General features: G+C 42.4%; 21 protein-coding genes. 7 read left to right on the top strand and 14 right to left on the bottom strand.

Features of this window, described 5'->3' with window-relative positions:
* Positions 1 to 162: 162 nt before the first annotated feature.
* The 5 genes from FTT94_RS12195 to FTT94_RS12175 all read right to left on the bottom strand — a co-directional run bounded on the left by FTT94_RS12195 (position 163) and on the right by FTT94_RS12175 (position 4,465).
* Positions 163 to 405 (bottom strand): hypothetical protein, encoded by a 243-nt coding sequence (locus FTT94_RS12195; RefSeq protein WP_078192731.1) that lies wholly within the window; start codon positions 403 to 405, stop codon positions 163 to 165.
* A 184-nt stretch (positions 406 to 589) separates the two neighbouring features.
* Positions 590 to 2,308 carry a cation:proton antiporter gene (locus FTT94_RS12190; protein WP_180026028.1) on the bottom strand — a complete coding sequence of 573 codons (1,719 nt, stop codon included), beginning with the start codon at positions 2,306 to 2,308 and terminating at the stop codon, positions 590 to 592.
* A 141-nt stretch (positions 2,309 to 2,449) separates the two neighbouring features.
* Positions 2,450 to 2,605 (bottom strand): 50S ribosomal protein L33, encoded by a 156-nt coding sequence (gene rpmG, locus FTT94_RS12185; protein ID WP_001205031.1) that lies wholly within the window; start codon positions 2,603 to 2,605, stop codon positions 2,450 to 2,452.
* 12 nt (positions 2,606 to 2,617) lie between these two features.
* Positions 2,618 to 2,854, bottom strand: a complete 237-nt coding sequence (rpmB, locus tag FTT94_RS12180; protein WP_000048256.1) for a 50S ribosomal protein L28 — start codon at positions 2,852 to 2,854, stop codon at positions 2,618 to 2,620.
* Between the two features lie 162 nt (positions 2,855 to 3,016).
* Entirely contained in the window at positions 3,017 to 4,465 is a 1,449-nt protein-coding gene (locus FTT94_RS12175) for a coniferyl aldehyde dehydrogenase (RefSeq protein WP_180007171.1), read from the bottom strand.
* Between the two features lie 116 nt (positions 4,466 to 4,581).
* On the opposite strand from FTT94_RS12175, the gene FTT94_RS12170 reads away from it, so the two are divergent.
* The 5 genes from FTT94_RS12170 to FTT94_RS12150 all read left to right on the top strand — a co-directional run bounded on the left by FTT94_RS12170 (position 4,582) and on the right by FTT94_RS12150 (position 8,262).
* A complete protein-coding gene (locus FTT94_RS12170; protein WP_168377888.1) occupies positions 4,582 to 5,283 on the top strand; it encodes a TetR/AcrR family transcriptional regulator in 702 nt (233 codons plus the stop codon).
* A gap of 79 nt (positions 5,284 to 5,362) precedes the next feature.
* Positions 5,363 to 6,229, top strand: a complete 867-nt coding sequence (gene purU, locus FTT94_RS12165; RefSeq protein ID WP_078192727.1) for a formyltetrahydrofolate deformylase — start codon at positions 5,363 to 5,365, stop codon at positions 6,227 to 6,229.
* 210 nt (positions 6,230 to 6,439) lie between these two features.
* Complete coding sequence (locus tag FTT94_RS12160; RefSeq protein ID WP_180170868.1) at positions 6,440 to 7,204, top strand: TonB family protein; 765 nt, start codon at positions 6,440 to 6,442, stop codon at positions 7,202 to 7,204.
* Between the two features lie 30 nt (positions 7,205 to 7,234).
* Positions 7,235 to 7,858, top strand: coding sequence for a MotA/TolQ/ExbB proton channel family protein (locus FTT94_RS12155; RefSeq protein WP_078192725.1), 624 nt, complete (start codon positions 7,235 to 7,237; stop codon positions 7,856 to 7,858).
* Entirely contained in the window at positions 7,858 to 8,262 is a 405-nt protein-coding gene (locus FTT94_RS12150; RefSeq protein ID WP_078189686.1) for a biopolymer transporter ExbD, read from the top strand. The genes FTT94_RS12155 and FTT94_RS12150 overlap by 1 nt, the downstream gene beginning before the upstream one ends.
* 86 nt (positions 8,263 to 8,348) lie before the next feature.
* Here the strand turns inward: FTT94_RS12150 and msrA are convergent, their stop codons facing one another.
* The 5 genes from msrA to thyA all read right to left on the bottom strand — a co-directional run bounded on the left by msrA (position 8,349) and on the right by thyA (position 12,129).
* Entirely contained in the window at positions 8,349 to 8,873 is a 525-nt protein-coding gene (msrA, locus tag FTT94_RS12145; RefSeq protein ID WP_180010195.1) for a peptide-methionine (S)-S-oxide reductase MsrA, read from the bottom strand.
* A gap of 159 nt (positions 8,874 to 9,032) precedes the next feature.
* Entirely contained in the window at positions 9,033 to 9,491 is a 459-nt protein-coding gene (locus FTT94_RS12140) for an META domain-containing protein (protein ID WP_180106011.1), read from the bottom strand.
* A gap of 84 nt (positions 9,492 to 9,575) precedes the next feature.
* Positions 9,576 to 10,646 (bottom strand): DUF4105 domain-containing protein, encoded by a 1,071-nt coding sequence (locus FTT94_RS12135; protein ID WP_180170867.1) that lies wholly within the window; start codon positions 10,644 to 10,646, stop codon positions 9,576 to 9,578.
* Between the two features lie 27 nt (positions 10,647 to 10,673).
* Positions 10,674 to 11,186: a dihydrofolate reductase gene (locus FTT94_RS12130; RefSeq protein ID WP_180106280.1), complete on the bottom strand. Its 513-nt coding sequence runs from the start codon at positions 11,184 to 11,186 to the stop codon at positions 10,674 to 10,676.
* A gap of 100 nt (positions 11,187 to 11,286) precedes the next feature.
* Positions 11,287 to 12,129: a thymidylate synthase gene (gene thyA, locus FTT94_RS12125; RefSeq protein ID WP_078189681.1), complete on the bottom strand. Its 843-nt coding sequence runs from the start codon at positions 12,127 to 12,129 to the stop codon at positions 11,287 to 11,289.
* A 561-nt stretch (positions 12,130 to 12,690) separates the two neighbouring features.
* Here thyA and FTT94_RS12120 point away from each other — a divergent pair.
* Positions 12,691 to 13,203, top strand: coding sequence for a peptidoglycan amidohydrolase family protein (locus FTT94_RS12120; protein ID WP_180105481.1), 513 nt, complete (start codon positions 12,691 to 12,693; stop codon positions 13,201 to 13,203).
* 21 nt (positions 13,204 to 13,224) lie between these two features.
* Here FTT94_RS12120 and FTT94_RS12115 read toward each other — a convergent pair whose 3' ends face one another.
* The 3 genes from FTT94_RS12115 to lgt form a co-directional block, all read right to left on the bottom strand.
* Positions 13,225 to 13,593, bottom strand: a complete 369-nt coding sequence (locus tag FTT94_RS12115; RefSeq protein ID WP_180065190.1) for a hypothetical protein — start codon at positions 13,591 to 13,593, stop codon at positions 13,225 to 13,227.
* The gene (locus FTT94_RS12110; RefSeq protein ID WP_180066298.1) at positions 13,594 to 13,986 is read right to left on the bottom strand and encodes a hypothetical protein; all 393 of its coding nucleotides are present in this window, start codon (positions 13,984 to 13,986) and stop codon (positions 13,594 to 13,596) included.
* 156 nt (positions 13,987 to 14,142) lie between these two features.
* Positions 14,143 to 14,955 (bottom strand): prolipoprotein diacylglyceryl transferase, encoded by an 813-nt coding sequence (lgt, locus tag FTT94_RS12105; RefSeq protein WP_180170866.1) that lies wholly within the window; start codon positions 14,953 to 14,955, stop codon positions 14,143 to 14,145.
* A 93-nt stretch (positions 14,956 to 15,048) separates the two neighbouring features.
* Between lgt and FTT94_RS12100 the strand changes: the two genes are divergently transcribed.
* Positions 15,049 to 15,828 carry an NRDE family protein gene (locus FTT94_RS12100; protein ID WP_180170865.1) on the top strand — a complete coding sequence of 260 codons (780 nt, stop codon included), beginning with the start codon at positions 15,049 to 15,051 and terminating at the stop codon, positions 15,826 to 15,828.
* A gap of 42 nt (positions 15,829 to 15,870) precedes the next feature.
* Here the strand turns inward: FTT94_RS12100 and FTT94_RS12095 are convergent, their stop codons facing one another.
* A complete protein-coding gene (locus FTT94_RS12095; protein WP_180170864.1) occupies positions 15,871 to 18,087 on the bottom strand; it encodes a PhoX family phosphatase in 2,217 nt (738 codons plus the stop codon).
* Positions 18,088 to 18,190 lie beyond the last annotated feature (103 nt).

The raw sequence follows: 18,190 nt of genomic DNA, 5'->3' as shown, positions 1-18,190 counted from the left end.
TCATGAAATACGGTATTCTGATGTGACAAAACCTGAATCCTGGTCGTTAAAGTGTTTGTTTGCACTCATATTTTAACTGTTAGGACTCAGGTTTTTTTATTTAAAGCAAACTATGGGACAGCAGTGACCTTTCGGTGCGTTTTTTTATGCCCAAAATGACACTTAGACTGTGCCCAGTTCAGTAGGTGAGATCAGTATCGAACCTAAAAATACAATAAAGACCCCGATGAGCTGTAAGAAAAAAGGATTTTTGGCATCTTGCCAATACAGAATCAGAAAGACGATGGAAATGGGATAAAACAATAGACAGCCCAGTCCCCATAAAATACTGGTTTTAAATGCAGCGATGAGAAAGCCCAGACCGCCAATCAAAATAATGGCAAGGCCTAAATAGAGGATGTACATGTTTTTCTCGTTTCTTGTTTGAAGTTTTTAAAAATGATGCTTCGTTTGATGCTTATTTTATCAATATGTTTTTTAAATTCAATTATTTGTAATTTTAAAATCAATGAATTATATCCATTAAAAAAAGGCGATGCTTAAATGCATCGCCTTTTTGGTATTGCCCCTAAGCGTTTTATTTAGGCACTTAGTGTGTCGGTGTTTGGTGATGGGCAATTTGGATTTGATTTAAAATATGATTGCTCATATTTTTCGCCATTTCCTCTTTGGCATAATAAACCTCACCGACATTGTCACGACGAATGACTTCAGCTTCTTCTTTGCTTTCCGCACAAACCAACACTTGGATAGACGGATTCAGCATTTTGGCAATGTCGACAATTTTATGAATATCTAAAATATCCATAGGTGAAATGACCAAAAGGCGTGCGTGTTGAATATGGGCTTGAATTAAAACGCCGGGTTCTGTTGCCACACCGGATACCGCAGCGATGCCTTTTTCCCGTAAGTTTTCCACGATTTCACGATTTTCTTCAGCAATAACCACTTTAATGTTTTCATTCATTAATTCACGGGTAATGCGACGACCGACTTCACCATGACCAATCAGTACCACCTGATCACGTAGATAATCCTGTGAGACCTCATCAGGCAACATGGCTAATGGGTCACTACTACGTTCCAGTAAACGGGCCAAATTCGAGCGCTCACGGATGAGTCGCTGCATAGGCTCGATTGCAGAAAATACAAATGAGTTGAGTGTAATCGAGATTAATGCACCTGCCAGTATCAGGTTTTGTCCTTCCATAGAAAGGAGGTTTAGAGATACACCCAAGGTCGCCAAAATAAATGAGAACTCACCAATTTGCGCCAAGCTTGCCCCAACGGTTAATGCGGTATTGATGGGGTAGCGGAAGAACAATACTAATGCCATTGCAGCGATGGTCTTACCAATCATGATAATACCGACCACAGCTAAGACGTGAAGCGGTTGTTCAATCAAGATCCGTGGATCAAACAGCATGCCGACGGAGACGAAAAACAGAATCGAAAAAATTTCACGAAGCGGAAGGGTTTCTTCTTCTGCACGGTGACTAAAGTCAGACTCTTTGACCACCATACCGGCAAAAAATGCGCCCAGTGCCATGGATACACCAAATACCTTGTAGGCACCAAAGGCAATAGACACGGCTGCTGCAACCACAGTGAGCGTGAATAATTCACGTGAGCCTAAGCGTGCAACCACTTGCATAATCATTGGCACTAAACGTTTACCAATGATCAGCATGAAGGCAATAAAGCCAGCAACTTTGAGTAAAGTTAGACCTAAGGTCAGCCAAATATTTTCATCAGCACTGCTTTCTGTGAGCGGTTGGCCGCCAAGCAGTACGGCAGTAGCAGGCAGAAGGACCAGGACCAAAACCATCACCAAGTCTTCAACCAAGAGCCAACCCACGGCAATTTTACCATTGACGGAGTTGAGTAAACCGCGATCACCTAAGGCTTTGAGTAGAACGACAGTACTTGCACACGACAAACTTAAGCCAAACACTAAGGCTGAGCCCATGCTCCAGCCCCAAAGCATGGAAATTCCCATACCGAGTAAGGTCGCCACTGCAATTTGTAAAATGGCACCCGGGAGGGCAATACGACGTACTTGCATCAAATCATTGAGTGAAAAGTGCATACCCACGCCAAACATCAGAAACATCACACCGAGTTCGGCCAATTGGTTAGCGAGATGGATATCGCCAACTACCCCAGGTGTGTTTGGGCTAATAATAATACCGGCAATCAGATAGCCGATAAGGGGAGGAAGTCGCAGGCGTGCAGCAATATAGCCAAAAATTAAGGCAAAACCAAAGCCAACAGCAAGTAATATTATGAGTTCTACATCATGAGGCACTAAAAACTCCTTAAGCCTAAGTTAAGGGTAAAAAAGACAAGCACAAAAAGTGCCAAAAAGCATTTTGAAAGTTTAGCAATTCGAATAAAAAAAATGCAAAAAAAAACGACCTAAGTAGGTCGTTTTTTTCAAAAACTAAAATTATTTGATTTTAGCTTCTTTGAAGATTACGTGTTGACGGATTTTTGGATCAAATTTTTTGATTTCCATTTTTTCCGGCATAGTACGTTTGTTCTTAGTGGTAGTGTAGAAATAACCTGTACCAGCAGAAGAAACTAGGCGAATTTTATCACGCATGTTCGTAGCTCCTTAGATCTTTTGACCTTGAGCACGTAGGTCAGCAACAACCTTTTCGATGCCCAATTTGTCGATAATACGCATACCTTTAGTAGTTAGACGAAGACGTACGAAACGTTTTTCGCTTTCTAACCAAAAACGGTGGTGATGCAGGTTCGGCTCGAACCGGCGTTTAGTTTTGTTGTTGGCGTGTGAGACGTTGTTACCAACGACTGGACGCTTGCCGGTAACTTGGCAAACCTTAGACATGGTGTAACTCCATTGATTTAGCCAACAGCAAATCTGTATGGCCAGTCAAAAAAAACATTGAATTCATTCAAGGGGCGTTTTATATCAAAAATGCGCTTAAAAGACAAGCGATTTTGCATAAAACGAACGATCACCTAGTGTGATCGTTCATGCCTTGATCGTTTATCGAAGAAGTGTCTTCGAAATCAGTTTGTGGATCGGCTTATTGAACGGTGGAAGAATGAATTTCAAACTATAGAGTTTTGGATTCGACATCACCGAGCGTTCATGCGACAAACTGAAGAAACCTTCTGGACCATGATATTTCCCCATACCCGAAGCCCCCACACCGCCAAACGGCAGGTCATCTTGAGCAACATGGGTTAATACCGTGTTTTGTCCGAAATGTCCTGAATGGGTACGTGTTGCGACATAGTCGGCACGTGCCTGATCAAAGTCGAAATAGTATAAAGCAAGTGGACGAGGACGGCTATTAATAAAAGCAATAACCTCGTCAATTTGATCATATTCCATGATCGGAAGGATCGGACCGAAGATTTCATGCTGCATAATTTGCATGTCTGGAGTGACACCCGTTAAAACAGTCGGTGCAATTTTACGTACAGCGTCCACATCTTCATTTTGTGGGTTAAAACTGATGATTTGTGCGCCTTGATCACGCGCATCTTCTAAATAACCTTGTAGGCGGTTGTACTGCTTGTCATTAATAATCGAGGTGTAGTCCTGATTTTGGGCAATACTTGGGTACATGGCTTCAACGCACACTTTATAGTGATCTAAAAATTCAGCTGTTTTACCACGAGGTAAGAACACATAGTCAGGTGCAACACAAGTTTGACCTGCATTCCAAAGTTTACCAACCGCAAGACGCTGTGCGACATCTGCAAGGTCAATAGACGGATGAACCAATACAGGTGACTTTCCGCCTAATTCTAAAATCACCGGAACTAAGTTTTCAGACGCTGCCGCCATGACGGTTTTACCGACATTGGTCGAGCCAGTAAAAATCATCTTGTCGAAGGCAAGGTGACTAAACGCATCTGAAATTGGGCCACCACCGTTGACGACTGCGACCAATTCTTGAGGAAATGCTTCTGCGAGAGCTTTTTCTAGCACATCACCGAATGCCGCAGAGGCACTCGAAATTTTGATCATGGCATGGTTGCCCGCAGCCAAAGCACAAATCAGTGGGCCTATAGAAAGAAGCAGTGGGTAGTTCCATGGCGTAATAATGCCGACGACACCAAGCGGTTGATATTGCACCCATGCTTTTGCAGGTTGGTGAATAATTCCGACATGGCGTTTGGATGGTTTCATCCAGTCTGTCAAATGCTTGCTATAATATTTGATGTGCTCAAGACATGTGAGTAACTCACCAATCTTGGTTTCACCGATAGAACGGTTACCATAGTCTTGATTAATTGCATCAGCAAATTGATCTTGATACTTAACTAAGATACGCTTAAGCCGAGCCAAACGGTCAATACGTTCCTTCGCTGTAGGCAATGGGTAACGTAAATACGCTTGTTTCTGCTGTTCCAACATATTGTTGAGATGCTGGTGATCAAAAGAATGTGGTGTCATTGAAGTTGTTTTTGTCTGACTATTCATGTCGCACGACCATATCCAAATTAGCGATTAATTAATTTTTAGAGCAAATACTCTAAATAGTCAAGTTACTTTATGTGTTAGTGTTCTAATGCTTTGAAATAAATGGTTGTTTTAGGATGTCTCACACCAAAACCTTAAAAACGAAAGAACGTATTTTGCAGCTGAGTTTGCAGTTGTTTAATGAGCGTAGCGAGCGTTCAGTGACAACCAATCATATTGCTGCTGAACTGGGAATGAGCCCAGGTAACTTGTATTACCATTTCCGAAATAAAAGTGAAATTATTAAGGAATTAATGGAGCAATATCAGCATGAAACGCTAGAAATGTTAGCGCTTCCTGATGATCGTCAGCTTGATGCCAATGATAAAATTCGCTATTTCCAAGTGTTAAGTAGCCAATTATGGGCTTATCGCTTTTTACATCGTGATGTTTATCACTTGGTCGAAAATAATGAAGATTTCCGCAAAATGTATCCACGTTTTGCCGGTCAAGTCATGCAACAAGGGCAGAAAATTTATCGTGCCTTTGTTGACGCAGGCTTAATGCAGATGACCGATTCTGAAATTGAGGCCTTAACCATTAACTTGTGGATCGTGCTGACCAACTGGACCAACTTCCTTTATATGTCTGGCCATATTACTGACTCAAACACTTTGGAAGAAAAGTGGGTGTGGCAAGCACTACGACAAATGGTGTTCTTAGAAGGTGCATATCTACGTGGTGAAAGCCGTGAAACCTATGAGCGATTGCTCGAAACTTTAGGGCCGTCGGACTTATTTGCAAGTCTTTCAAACGCAAAGCATCAGGTTACTGAATAAGACTATTTAGTCTGGCTTTAAAAAGCGTTAGAATACTCGGCTCTTTTTTCAATTTAACTGATTAGTGATATAAACCAACATGAATATGTCGACCGCTAACACAGCACGCTTACTCATTACCTGTGAAGATAAACCGGGGATTGTGCAAGCTGTATCGAGCTTTTTGTATCATCAGGGAGCAAATATTACCGCACTTGATCAATACGCGACTGAAGCTCAAGGGGGGCGATACTTCATGCGTGTTGAGTTCGAATTGGACAATTTACAAAGCCGTAAAGAAAGTCTAACTCAAACATTTGCGAGCAATGTTGCTGAGCGTTACAACATGCACTGGCGTTTAGCTTTAGTCAGTGATGTGAAGAAAGTCGGTATCTTGGTGTCTAAAGTTGACCATGCATTGCTTGAGCTGTTATGGCGTCATGCACGTGGTGGTTTGCCATGTGAAATCACCAAAGTCGTGTCTAATCACGATGCTTTACGTGAATCTGTAGAAAATTTCGGTATTCCGTTTGAAGTGGTTCCCGTGAACAAAGAAAACAAACGTGAAGCTTATGAGCAAATTGATCAATTGATGCAAGGCAATGATTTATTGGTTCTTGCTCGTTATATGCAAATTTTAGACGAAGAATTTGTTCAAAAATGGGAAATGAAAGTGATCAACATTCACCATTCATTCCTCCCAGCCTTTGTTGGTGCGAACCCATATAAGCAAGCGCATGAAAAAGGTGTGAAGTTGATTGGTGCGACAGCGCATTATGTGACTGCTGATCTTGACCAAGGGCCGATTATTGAGCAAGACGTAGAGCGTGTAAGCCACGACTTTACTGTTGAACAATTGCGTGAGTTAGGTCAGGACGTAGAACGTAATGTGCTCGCACGTGCAGTCAAATGGCATCTTGAAGATCGTATTATTGTCGATGGTAATAAAACTGTTGTATTTCAATAAAACGAGATGAATTTTTGAATAAAAGGGCATACTTTAGGTATGCCTTTTTTATATTATGATTAAAAAAAGTCATTAAAACTGACGAATTAATAGTTGCAAATGAAAACACTTCTCATTTATTATTGCCGTACTTTAATTGTGCTAACCGATGAACATGATTGTATTTTTGACAAAATAAATGCAATCGCTTCTTCAAGGTAACTGAGTTTAATGAGTCAATCTCCCGCTCCAATGATGCAATCACCTAACCCGATGAAAAAGAAAATCATTACTGCGCTTCTCGCTGTTGTGGTAGGGCATATGGGGGTATTGTGGGCGGTCAGCAATATGAAAGCACCAGAACTTAAACCGATCGAAAAAGATCCGATTAAAGTTCGCTTTGTGAAGATTGTTGAAGAGAAAAAACCAGAACCTCCGAAGCCAAAACCAGAACCGAAGAAAGAGCCACCAAAGCCAAAAGAAGTTAAAATTGTAGATAAGCCTTTACCACCTCCACCGAAGAAAGTGGAAAAAGTGGAACAGGTGAAAAAGAAAGATGCGCCGAAACCAACTGTTGAAGCGGTCAAAAACGTACCACCAACATCTGTTGTTTCAACTGTGGTTTCTGAAACGAAAGTCGTTCGTGTTGAACCAACACCTCCGGCACCTGTTGCACCACCACCTGCGCCTCCAGCACCACCTGCGCCACCGACACCTAAAACTGTGAGCATTGGTAATGGTGTCAGTTGGATTAAGAAACCGAATGTTCAATTTGAAGATGGTGAATTAAAAGCGTCGTGTACAGTTGAAGTTGCGATTGCAGCAAGTGCTGAAGGTAAAGTCGAATCAGCAACGATTAAAAACTCGACTTGTGGCGCTGCTGTGAACCGTAAAGTGACTGCAGCAGTGAAGCGTGCGCGTTTATCCAAATATATTGATAATGGTGTCGCAACTCCGACGCGAGTTGATCAACCATTTAACTTTAAACTTAATTAAGATTCCGGCTAACCCATTAGGAGTTCGAATATGAACTTTTCAGTTTATTGGCAACATGCAGATGCAGTCAGCAAAACACTGTATTTCGTGTTACTTGCAATGTCGATTGCGACTTGGACGATCTTCGTTCTTCGTATTATGGGCACACGTCAGCTCAAACAAGTGGCGTATAACCACCTTGCAGATGCACTAAGCAAACTGAAAGCGAAATTTGCTCCTTTGGCTTTTGAACAACGTAAGGCTGTGGCTGAACAAGCATTACTACGTCAAATTTCGGTAGAAAAAGCTAATGCTGAAAAAGGCGTATCTGTATTGGGTACGATTGCTTCAATTGCACCGTTCGTAGGTTTGTTCGGTACAGTGTGGGGTATTTTCCATGCCCTTGTAGCAGTGGGTAAAAGCGGTCAAGCGGGTTTAGCGCAAGTGGCAACTCCAGTCGGTGAAGCTTTGATCATGACCGGTCTTGGTTTGGCTGTGGCGATTCCTGCGGTATTGGCTTATAACATCTGTGTTCGTTTTAACCGTACACTGTCGAATGAATTGCAAGATCAAGCGCATGGTTTATTGATTGATACTATGTTGCAACAAGAATCTGCAGCGAAGAAAGAAGACGTGAAAACTGCACAGCAAAGTTTAGCTGGAGGTCAAGCTTAATGGCTTTTCAATTGGGTGAAGACAACGATGCTGGCATGAATGAGATGAACCTCATTCCGCTCATCGATATTATGTTGGTATTGATGATCATCTTCTTGGTGACTGCGACTGTTGCCAACCCATCAATTCCATTAACCTTGCCACAAACGACTGCAGAAGTGATTGATCTGCCGCCTGAAAGCGTAACCATCAGTATTAACTCAGCGGGTGATATCGCTTGGAATGGTGATATTGTGACGCTCGAAGATTTAGAAAGTCGTCTAAATACAGCTGGTCAGCAAGAGCGTAAACCTGCATTGGTCTTAAAAGCCGATAAAGAATCACGTTATGACACAGTTGCGCAAGTGATGTCGCGTGCGAGTGGAGCCGGACTCAGCGATATCGCCTTTGCCAGTGATAACTAAGCACTGAGTAAAGATAGCTAAAAAAAAGCGACTGAAATGTCGCTTTTTTTTATGTCTCTATTTTGAAAAAATGTCGTACAAATAGATCACTCAGATTTGAGTAGGTCTTGAAATTTACTACGTAATTTCATGAGTTTAGGTGGTATTGAAAAATTACAGTAGCCTTGGTTTGGGTTCCGTGCAAAGAAGTTCTGATGATATTCTTCGGCAGGGTAGAAGGTCGGCATTGGACTGAGTTCAGTCACGATATTGATGCCTTCAGCTTTTAATTCTTCAATACGTTGTTCAGCGATTTGCTTTTGTGATTCGTCTTGATAGAAAATCACTGAGCGATACTGTGTACCGACATCATTGCCTTGACGGTTCAGCGTAGTGGGATCGTGGGTTGCGAAAAATACATCCAGCAATTGGCTAAAACTGATTTGGCTGTCATCAAAATTGATCTGAATGACTTCTGCATGTTGGGTATTTCCCTCACAGATTTGCTCATAGCTTGGATGCTGAGTAATTCCCCCTGCATAACCACTGACAACTGTTTGCACGCCCTGAAGTTGTAGAAAAACTGCTTCTACACACCAAAAGCATCCACCACCAAATACCGCTTGTTGCATAGTGAAATCCTATCTTGTTCCCTGATGTTTAATATGGGGTTATAGCTAAAAACTGCAATGTACGTCTGTATATTAATCACAAGTTTATGTGCATTAAATGTCTCTGGCATGACTGAACAGTGAATAAAAAAGTCTGCCGAAGCAGACTTTTAAAATGATTTAACGCGGTTGAACGGCGCTTTCATATTGAATTAATAAATTGCCATGACGGTCTAGTAATTTCAAAGTTTTTCCAAAAACTTGATAATGCGTTACCTTTTCGAGTGCTGCATGGTACAGTCGGTCTAGCCCATTGTTATTGAGACAAGCCATCTGTGTCGCTGCAATCGGGCCAAACGTTATGGTGTCTTTGCCAGCATTATAGCCGCCCATTATACGATTACAGCCGTCTGCACCTGAGACACGTTTTGAAGCCGCATCGAATTGAATGCTTGGAATATTATGCGCATTGGGTGATGTTTTAATTGGGGTGTTACCAATTTGAGTGGCAATCCAAGTACGGTTTTGTAATAGGTTTAAATTTTCAGTTATGGTGTTGTCTTGTGCAGGCATTGTTTCACAGCCTGTCACCACTAAAGTTGAAACCAAAGTTGCAGCAACAAATATTTGTTTTAGCATCGGAATTTCCCCGTGGAGGCATTTCAACTATCTAAGCAAATATCGCACAGATAAGCTAGCCATATTTGTATCAATATTTAAGAATTACAATTGATTGGCGCTTGGATTAGACTGTGAATGCGGCAAACCTTGTCGGATTAACTTCGAATATTGTTCACTGCTCAGTTGCTTAATTTGAGAGACGCGGGGGTTAACATGGGCTTTTTGATACCATGTTTTCATATCCCAATTTTGGTCTATGGCATGAAGGTCATGCAAATAATTCGGCAAATAACCGGATGCAAATAAGCGGTAATCGGTTGGAAGCTGATGTTTGGAAACCGCTTGAATCATATCAAACACCAGTGTTGTACAATTACTAGTGAGCGTGTTGTACCATTTGGGCTGAGTCTGCAGTTCATCGGCTTTATGTAGATATTCAATAAACAGCGCTTGCATTTCAGATTTTGGCATGTTTACGGGGAAGAAATAGACCTGTTCACCACGTGTATTGCTACGAGTATAGATGATATCTTTTTCATCAGATGCAATAAGGCTCAGTTCATATTTACGGAAAAAACCACCAATCGCAGAGAATTCTTCGTTTTTCTCTTTGCGAATTTCAATCGAAAACGTCAGCGGTGGTCGGTCAGCAAAATCAAAACTGACCAAGGTATGGGCGATTTGCGGCCCCATCCAATACGAGGTAATGATGTTGACGCCATTGATTTGACTCAGGTCATATTGGCGGGTTTCCCAACGCGGGGTATAGCTGCCATCGGCATGCCAGTCGAAATTACGCACATTGTGCAAGGTGACAAGATTGCCTTGGTTTTCATAATGCAGAATTTCTGCTACTTCAGGATTCCATTCACGATCTTGGCGTGCCTCCATGCCAAAATACCAAAATAGACCGCAAATAAAGCCCATAATATAAATTAAGACATCTTTACGACGGCTAAAAAAGTGTTGGGTAATATAGATGCCTAAAATGCTTAGAGCAAAAGCGATCCAGATCCCAATGATAATGCGGCTGCCTAACCAGCCTGCCGGTTGCTGTATCCACAGGGCGGCACAGAGCCAAATCGAAGAACAGAGGACAAACACACTAAATAGAGCATGAAGAATACTTCGCCCTATTTTTTTGAACATTGCTCGTTGGTCACTCTGTTGCATATTTTTCTTTTAGCTTAAGATTTTTCTTTATTTTCGGTAAGTTGCGAACTCAAAAGCAATCCCAGTTTTGTCGTCGATATGTTGTTCTGACGCCACTTTTTGAAAGTCCGCAGGAATTTCAGGATAATGCGCATCACCTTGAACATCGAGTTCAACATGCGTGAGTTCTAAACGGTCTGCGATGCCGATGGTTTGCTTAAAAATTTCACCACCACCAATAATAAACAAACTTGTTGTTTTTTCTGAACTCGCGACATCAGCAACAGCTTGCGTTAACGCCTCATCGATACTATATGCGACTTTGGTACCTTCAAATGACCAATTGCTATCTCGTGTAATGACCCAATTGACACGCTTCGGTAGGGTACGTCCCATAGACTCTAAGGTTTTGCGTCCCATAACCACCACACCACCTTGGGTGATGGCTTTAAAGTGTTGTAAATCTGCAGAAATATGCCACGGCAAATCATTCCCTTTACCAATGCAGCGCTGCTGATCCATAGCGACAACGTGCACGATTTCTAAATTTTGAAATGCCATAGTTTGAACTCAAATAGCCGAAATATTTGCCGTCTATTAGAATGCAAAATCCCGCTTGAGGTAAAGCGGGATTTTGCTTTTCACTTGGGATTTCTAAAAATTAAACCGCAACAGGGGCTTTAATCGCAGGATGTGATTCATAACCTACGATTTCTATATCTTCAAATTTAAAATCGAAAAGATCGGTAATTTCAGGATTGAGTTTTAATTGGCACAGACCCATTGGTTCACGTGTCAGTTGCAACTGCGCTTGTTCGAAATGGTTGGCATATAAATGTGTATCCCCACCGGTCCAAACGAAGTCGCCTACACCTAGACCACAAACTTGCGCAATCATGTGTGTTAACAGGGCATAGCTGGCAATGTTAAACGGCACACCCAAAAAAACGTCAGCACTGCGTTGATATAATTGGCAGGATAATTTTCCGTTTTGAACAAAAAATTGAAACAAGGTATGGCATGGTGGCAATGCAACATTACCTGCCTCATTTGGATTCCAACCAGACACGATTAGACGACGAGAGTTAGGATTGGTTTTGATTTCATTGACCAACCATTTGATTTGGTCAAAGCCATCTTGTTCATATAGGCCATCGGCTTTTTTGGTCGCCCCGAAATTACGCCATTGATGACCGTAAACAGGACCTAATTCGCCGGCAGGACGACCGAAGCGTGCAGTTTGTTCTGCTGTAGACCATTCATCCCAAATCGAGACTTTGTTGTCTTGCAAATATTGAACATTGGTATCGCCTTTAAGGAACCACAACAGTTCAATCACGATAGAGCGGAAATGAACTTTCTTGGTGGTGAGTAAAGGGAAACCTTGAGAAAGATCGAAGCGCATTTGATGACCAAATACAGAACGTGTTCCCGTACCCGTACGGTCGCCCTTGTCGCCGCCGTTGTCGAGAATGTGTTGTAAAAGGTCTAAATACTGGCGCATGTCTCTCTCATAATTTGCTAAATTTCTTGTGGCACATATTAGCTTGTTTTGCGTGTGGAAGGAACTGTGATGGGCGCTTGAATATAGTCAGGTTTAAAAAATCCAAAACATACGGTGTTTATTGGGTGATGACCAAATTTTGCAGGCAACAAGCGCTGAATTGTCTGAGTTGAAGACGTCTATTTATAACAATTACATCAAGTGTTAACGAGACAATATGTCTGTTAAATCAAGAATGAAATTAGAAAACTTAAGCTCTATTGTTTATATATTGAGCGATGTTACATTCGCAGCGTTGAAAAAAATACAGATAAGTTTGATTAAAAAAATACACGTGATTTTTCTCATTTTAAAGAGGTGGTTTTGGGCTGCTATTTCCGAATAAGAGTTTGATATCAAAAATAAATCCAATTGAATTAAAAATAGACGATCGTATTTAAATGTGAAGATTTGTTTAAGAAATCTTACATTTTTTACATGAAAAAACATGATTTACGCGGTACTATCACCCTCGTTAAAATTTTTGAATGCCTAAATACAGGCGGGAGTGTGGGTTAAAGAATGGCTTATGATCACAATGTAAACTTGAGTGAAGTGCATGCTCCAGTTCAGGCAAATATCATAATTCGTTCTCAGGCGAGTAAAAATACGGGCAAGTCCAATAGCACTCAAAAAGCAGCGACTAAAAATGTGGTATCCCGCAATGGTCAGCGTATCGATATCGATCGTTTGACTGGATTTTTACAAGGCATTACCCGCCAAAGCAGTACTCAGAAATGTGCCCGCAGTGTTCGTTTAGCACTTGAGTCCGCAGGGGCACGTTTTAACGGTCACCCCGTTGCCGCAGCAGATTGGGGCAGCACATTACAAAAAATTGGTTATCAAAAAATTAATTTAGCGTTTGATCGACCAAAGAAAGGCGATATTTATATTATCGACCGCAATCAAAGTAGCCGTTATGGTCATATCGCAGCATATTCAGGTAAGGACTGGGTATCTGATTATCGTCAAGCGGGTTATGCGGTCTATCGAACTCCAAATGTGAAATACAGCTATTACCGCTTAGCAGATTAAAGCCCATGGCTGCAAAAAAGGTTAGTCTTCAAACCTTTTTGCACGCTGACTGTAGATCGAGACGATAAATAATCCAATTGCAGCAAAGCCCACACATTGCAGCGCTAAAATCCAGCGTTGCTCATTGGGTAGAAAATAAATTAAGCACACTAAACATAAAATTGGCAAAGTAGCCAAAGCGCATTTTAATGACTGAGACAGTGTTCTCAGTTTGTCTTGTCTGAGCTTATAAAGCAGATCAATCATCAAACCAATCGCTAAACTTATGCCCGCAAAGCGGGGATCAAGTTGTTTTTGTTCTGCACATAGAAAAATTAGCACGCAGGTACTGATACAAATGATGAGCTTGATTTGTCGGTTACAGCGCTCAGAGTACCAAAACGTCAGCATTTAAACTTTACCTTCGGATGAAGTTTTCTCGTTTTTATTCAGCAGTGAAATCGGGGAGAGCAGGCAGATCGCCAAAGCCATAAAGCCAATGCCTTGAGCACCCGGAATCAAAATTTCACCCTTATTCATGTTGATAAAAACCAATGCCAACAGCAGTGCAATCGGAATCCACGTCAATAAACGATAGAGCAAACCTGTTGGATTTTTTGCTGCAAAATGAATCTTGCAATAACGACAAATCAGGAAAATGACACCTGTACCCATGAACATGAGAATGGCTTGAAGTGTTAAGGGTTCCATCCAATACAGAGCACCTGTCAGTATGGCCATCGCAATAAAAAACAGGATTTTTTTAAGTACAGAAACGCTGGGGTTAAACCAAAATTCAAGCATGGATCGATAGTTTAAAAATAAGCTGAATAAACTTTAGCACAGATCAGTTGTCTAATTCAGTCACTTCATGTGCAGTAAATGCGTATGAAGGAATAAATTGCAGCGCATAAAAAAGCGAGGCTTAAACCTCGCTTGCTTAAAGACATTTAGAAAATATTAATGATTTTTTTGTGGACCCCAGTCATAGATTTTTTTCTGGTAGGCATACCCCATCATCCATAGGCCAATCAGAATCATCGGAACTGTCAGGAACTGACCTTTACTCATCCATCCAATGAATAGTTGACCATTGTCCGGCTCACGGAAGAATTCAATGGTGAAGCGTGCGATACCATATCCGATGAGGAACAAGGCTGAAACGGCATAACGTGGACGAGGTTTTGAACTAAACCACCACAGCACAATAAACAGAATTAAACCTTCACAGAGGGCTTGATAGAGCTGCGACGGATGGCGCACCAACTGAAGTGGATCGGTCGGGAAGATCATACCGAAAGCAAAATTAGGGTCAGTCACTGCACGGCCATACAGTTCGCCACCAATAAAGTTCCCAATACGACCAAACATCAAGCCTGTTGGAACGCAGGGTGCAATAAAGTCGAGGGTTTGAAACCAGGTCATTTTATATTTTTTGCACCACAGTAACATGGCAATCATGACACCAAGGAAACCGCCATGGAAGCTCATGCCGCCGGTCCAAACTTGGAACAGCCACAGTGGGTTGGCAAGGAATTGATCGAAACCATAAAAGAAGACATAGCCAAAGCGTCCACCAATCACGACACCTAATGCACCATAGAAAATCAGGTCAGAGACCATTTCTGCGTTCCAGCCGTCACGTTGTTTTGCGCGGTAGCTTGCCAAGCCCCATGCAAATAAAAAGGCCAATAAATACATCAGACCATACCAGTGAACTTGTAGTGGCCCCAGTGATATCGCCACAGGGTCGATATTTGGATATGTCAGCATTGCTGTTCCTTGTCATTATGTTTTGCACAGATTTTAGCTTAATGTGCTGAAAAATGTTGTACATTCAATGTGTAAAGATATTGAGAGTTGAATATGTGCATTGTGGCTTTTGCTTGGCAGGTCTTGGATGACATGCCACTCTGCCTGATTTCGAATCGTGATGAGTTTTATCATCGACCGACGACAGGCCTAAAGCAATGGGTAGATAGTCCGATTATTGCAGGGCAGGACTTACAGTCTGGTGGAACATGGATGGGGATAACCGCTCAAGGGCGTTGGGCGATTGTGACCAATTTTCGTGATGGTCGTGATCAGACCACATATCCCACTTCACGTGGCGCTTTGATTCAGCAATTTTTAGAATCTGAGCAAACGCCCATTCGTTTTGCGCAAGCACTTGAACAAATCCAATGTAATTATGCTGGCTTTAATTTATTCGTTGGCGATGCCACTCAAGCCGTTTATATGAGTAATCGCGGTGAAGGGCCACAAGTCTTAGCCAAAGGGGTGTATGTCACATCTAATGGTTTAATGACTGAACATTGGGAAAAGACTCGACATTTGCGTAAACGTTTCACGCAAGAATTTTTGCCGATGCTACAAAGCCAGCAACCACAGGCGGATATAGACGCCGCTGCGTGGGATATTTTGGAAGATGAACGTAAAATCATTCCAGCATTGTTACCCAATACTGGGATTCAGGCGGAAATGGAACATTTGTTGTCTTCAACCTTTATTCAAAGTCCAGTGTATGGCACCCGCTGTTCAAATTTATTATGTATGCGGGATTCACAGTGGCATTGGCAGGAAAAACAGCAGCAGGGTGAGCAACAAGGACAGATCACCCAGATAGAAGTGCATTTAAAGCCATAAAAAAAAGCCGACGATTCGTCGGCTTATTTTTTTAGAGGTGTCTTATGCGGTTTTTTGTGTTGGCTGAGCTTGTTCTACCGCTTCGCCAGCAATCACACCACCATCTTTACGGGTGATGACAACGGTTGCAGAACGTGGACGTGAGGTCGCTGCTGCATTGGTTTGTGATGCAGGCCAGTGGCTGGTCGGTTCAGCATAGGATGCTGAATCTTCGCCGGGATGTTGCACATTGATAAAAATCGCTTTGTAGTCAGGTGTCATCGTCACACCTGTGATTTCACACTCTTTTGGTCCTGTCAGGAAGCGACGTAAGTTTTCATCATTCAGTTTTGCACCCACAATGGTTTCTTGACCCGATGATGTCGTGGCTTTTGTGCCATCACCGACTTGACCCGGAAGCGCAGCAAGCATCATACAGTTGGTGGTATCGGTATAAGCACCGTCATCGGTTTGAATCCATAACACACCACGTGGGTCGAACCACATCCCATCGGGTGAAGACAAGTCGTTGTTGTCATTTAGACCAGATAAGTTAATGTTGCTCGCCATTTTTGCTTCAGCACCAAACAGGTAGATATCCCAAGTAAAGCTGAGTGCTGTGGTTGTATCACCATCTTCACGGAAACGGATAATATGACCGTTGACGTTGCCTTTACCACCTTCAGGGTCGATGTAGTTACGAGGGTTGGCAGCATCTAGTGCATGCGTCTTACCACGGTTCGAGTTATTCGTGAGGGTCACATAGACTTCACCATTGTCTGGATGCACAGCGACCCATTCAGGACGGTCCATTTTGGTAGCACCGACAGCATCTGCGGCAAGACGTGCGAAGGTCAGCACATCTGCTTGTGAGCTAAAAGGATACACGCTGTTGCTTTGGTTTAAACCATTGACGTTATAGCTCAATTCAATCCATTGACCTTTGCCATCATTGTTAAATTTGGCAACGTATAACTTACCGTTGTTCATGTATTTGTCGCCCGCGGCATAGCCACCGTTGACATCTTTTTTATTCCATTTTTGGTCGGATACAAATTTATAGATGTATTCACCGCGTGAATCATCGCCCATGTAAAACGCGAGGTTGTCATCTTCACGTAAGCGACTTGCACGACAGTCTTCATGTGCAAAGCGACCCAGTGCAGTACGTTTTACGGGGTTTTCACGACGGTCAAATGGATCGATTTCGACAATCCAACCAAAGGTGTTTGGACCATTACGATAATCTTCTGCTGCCTGAGTACCGGAAACATTCGCCGACCAACGGTCATATAAATCTTGAGACTCATTACTTCCAATCGCTGTTTCCCAACCATAGCGTGAGTTTGCACCCGCTTTTAGGCCATAACGGTTGAGTGCCACAATTTCAGCTGGACTACGTTTGGCATCATCTGCTTTCGCACGAGCGAAGTAACCAATGAAGTTTTCTTCTGTCGTCAGGTAAGTGCCCCAAGGGGTATAACCATTACCACAGTTGTTGTGTGTACCACGGGTTTGCTGGCTATTGGTTGAAAATTTCGTACTAACTAAGCTTGAGCCTGCAACAGGGCCTTTAAAGTCCATTACGGTCGATGCTGTGATACGACGGTTGAAAGGTGAGTTTTGTACCAGTTTGACAGCTTGAGTCTTACTGTCTTTTTCAATTTGAATCACAGAAACACCGTGTGCATTGACTTCACGGATGACTTCATCTTCAGGGCGACGACCTTCTACTTTGGTTGGGCCTTGCGGGTGCAAGAAGGTCGGATTGATGTATTCATGGTTCATCACCAACAAACCTTGGTCAGACTGCTTGGCATCATAACGTCCAGAGGTGGTATTTAAACCAAAGAAGCTCATACCGTCATGGCAGTCACCAGAGCGGAATTGGAAGCTCGGGCCAGAAGGAACATTGTTATCATCCCACGCTGGGTATGCAGGGTTAATCGAGTCACCCATCGCATATAGCACATGCGCTTGATAGCCTTCAGGAACGGTCACGATATCGTCTAAATTTTTTTTCACTGGTGTGAAATTGAATTTGGTCGGTTTTTGATTTGGATCGGTAACTGGTGGTTTGGTATTGCTATTTGAATCTGAGTCATTGTCATCATTACACCCCGTTAATGAAGATGCCAATGCAAGTGCGACTGCACCACTCGCAGTCTTGGTAATCAAGCTACGACGGCTGATGCGTTGTTCTAAAATGTCACGAAAATGAAGGTTATCCGAAGTGTTGTTATCAAGTTCTTGATCTTCGTTATATGGCATGTTTGTCATGAATTTAAATCCTGGCAAAGGTGTGCTGGGTAAAAGTTGATCACATAAAACTATCGATAAAATATGACAGTGCTTTGAAGCTAATGTTGCAAACTGATGAAAT

This window comes from Acinetobacter sp. YH12027, assembly GCF_013420085.1.
GTDB classification, from domain to species: Bacteria; Pseudomonadota; Gammaproteobacteria; order Pseudomonadales; family Moraxellaceae; genus Acinetobacter; species Acinetobacter amyesii.
Note: the sequence above shows the minus strand (reverse complement) of the source record. Positions and strands in the feature narration are given on the sequence as shown.

Excerpts from the sequence above, each read along its gene's own strand:
- FTT94_RS12195 (WP_078192731.1), bottom strand. The coding sequence starts at position 405 with ATGTACATCCTCTATTTAGGCCTTGCCATTATTTTGATTGGCGGTCTG.
- rpmG (WP_001205031.1), bottom strand. The coding sequence starts at position 2,605 with ATGCGTGATAAAATTCGCCTAGTTTCTTCTGCTGGTACAGGTTATTTC.
- rpmB (WP_000048256.1), bottom strand. The coding sequence starts at position 2,854 with ATGTCTAAGGTTTGCCAAGTTACCGGCAAGCGTCCAGTCGTTGGTAAC.
- FTT94_RS12175 (WP_180007171.1), bottom strand. The coding sequence starts at position 4,465 with ATGAATAGTCAGACAAAAACAACTTCAATGACACCACATTCTTTTGAT.
- FTT94_RS12170 (WP_168377888.1), top strand. The coding sequence starts at position 4,582 with ATGTCTCACACCAAAACCTTAAAAACGAAAGAACGTATTTTGCAGCTG.
- purU (WP_078192727.1), top strand. The coding sequence starts at position 5,363 with ATGAATATGTCGACCGCTAACACAGCACGCTTACTCATTACCTGTGAA.
- FTT94_RS12160 (WP_180170868.1), top strand. The coding sequence starts at position 6,440 with ATGAGTCAATCTCCCGCTCCAATGATGCAATCACCTAACCCGATGAAA.
- FTT94_RS12155 (WP_078192725.1), top strand. The coding sequence starts at position 7,235 with ATGAACTTTTCAGTTTATTGGCAACATGCAGATGCAGTCAGCAAAACA.
- FTT94_RS12150 (WP_078189686.1), top strand. The coding sequence starts at position 7,858 with ATGGCTTTTCAATTGGGTGAAGACAACGATGCTGGCATGAATGAGATG.
- msrA (WP_180010195.1), bottom strand. The coding sequence starts at position 8,873 with ATGCAACAAGCGGTATTTGGTGGTGGATGCTTTTGGTGTGTAGAAGCA.
- FTT94_RS12140 (WP_180106011.1), bottom strand. The coding sequence starts at position 9,491 with ATGCTAAAACAAATATTTGTTGCTGCAACTTTGGTTTCAACTTTAGTG.
- FTT94_RS12135 (WP_180170867.1), bottom strand. The coding sequence starts at position 10,646 with ATGCAACAGAGTGACCAACGAGCAATGTTCAAAAAAATAGGGCGAAGT.
- FTT94_RS12130 (WP_180106280.1), bottom strand. The coding sequence starts at position 11,186 with ATGGCATTTCAAAATTTAGAAATCGTGCACGTTGTCGCTATGGATCAG.
- thyA (WP_078189681.1), bottom strand. The coding sequence starts at position 12,129 with ATGCGCCAGTATTTAGACCTTTTACAACACATTCTCGACAACGGCGGC.
- FTT94_RS12120 (WP_180105481.1), top strand. The coding sequence starts at position 12,691 with ATGGCTTATGATCACAATGTAAACTTGAGTGAAGTGCATGCTCCAGTT.
- FTT94_RS12115 (WP_180065190.1), bottom strand. The coding sequence starts at position 13,593 with ATGCTGACGTTTTGGTACTCTGAGCGCTGTAACCGACAAATCAAGCTC.
- FTT94_RS12110 (WP_180066298.1), bottom strand. The coding sequence starts at position 13,986 with ATGCTTGAATTTTGGTTTAACCCCAGCGTTTCTGTACTTAAAAAAATC.
- lgt (WP_180170866.1), bottom strand. The coding sequence starts at position 14,955 with ATGCTGACATATCCAAATATCGACCCTGTGGCGATATCACTGGGGCCA.
- FTT94_RS12100 (WP_180170865.1), top strand. The coding sequence starts at position 15,049 with ATGTGCATTGTGGCTTTTGCTTGGCAGGTCTTGGATGACATGCCACTC.
- FTT94_RS12095 (WP_180170864.1), bottom strand. The coding sequence starts at position 18,087 with ATGACAAACATGCCATATAACGAAGATCAAGAACTTGATAACAACACT.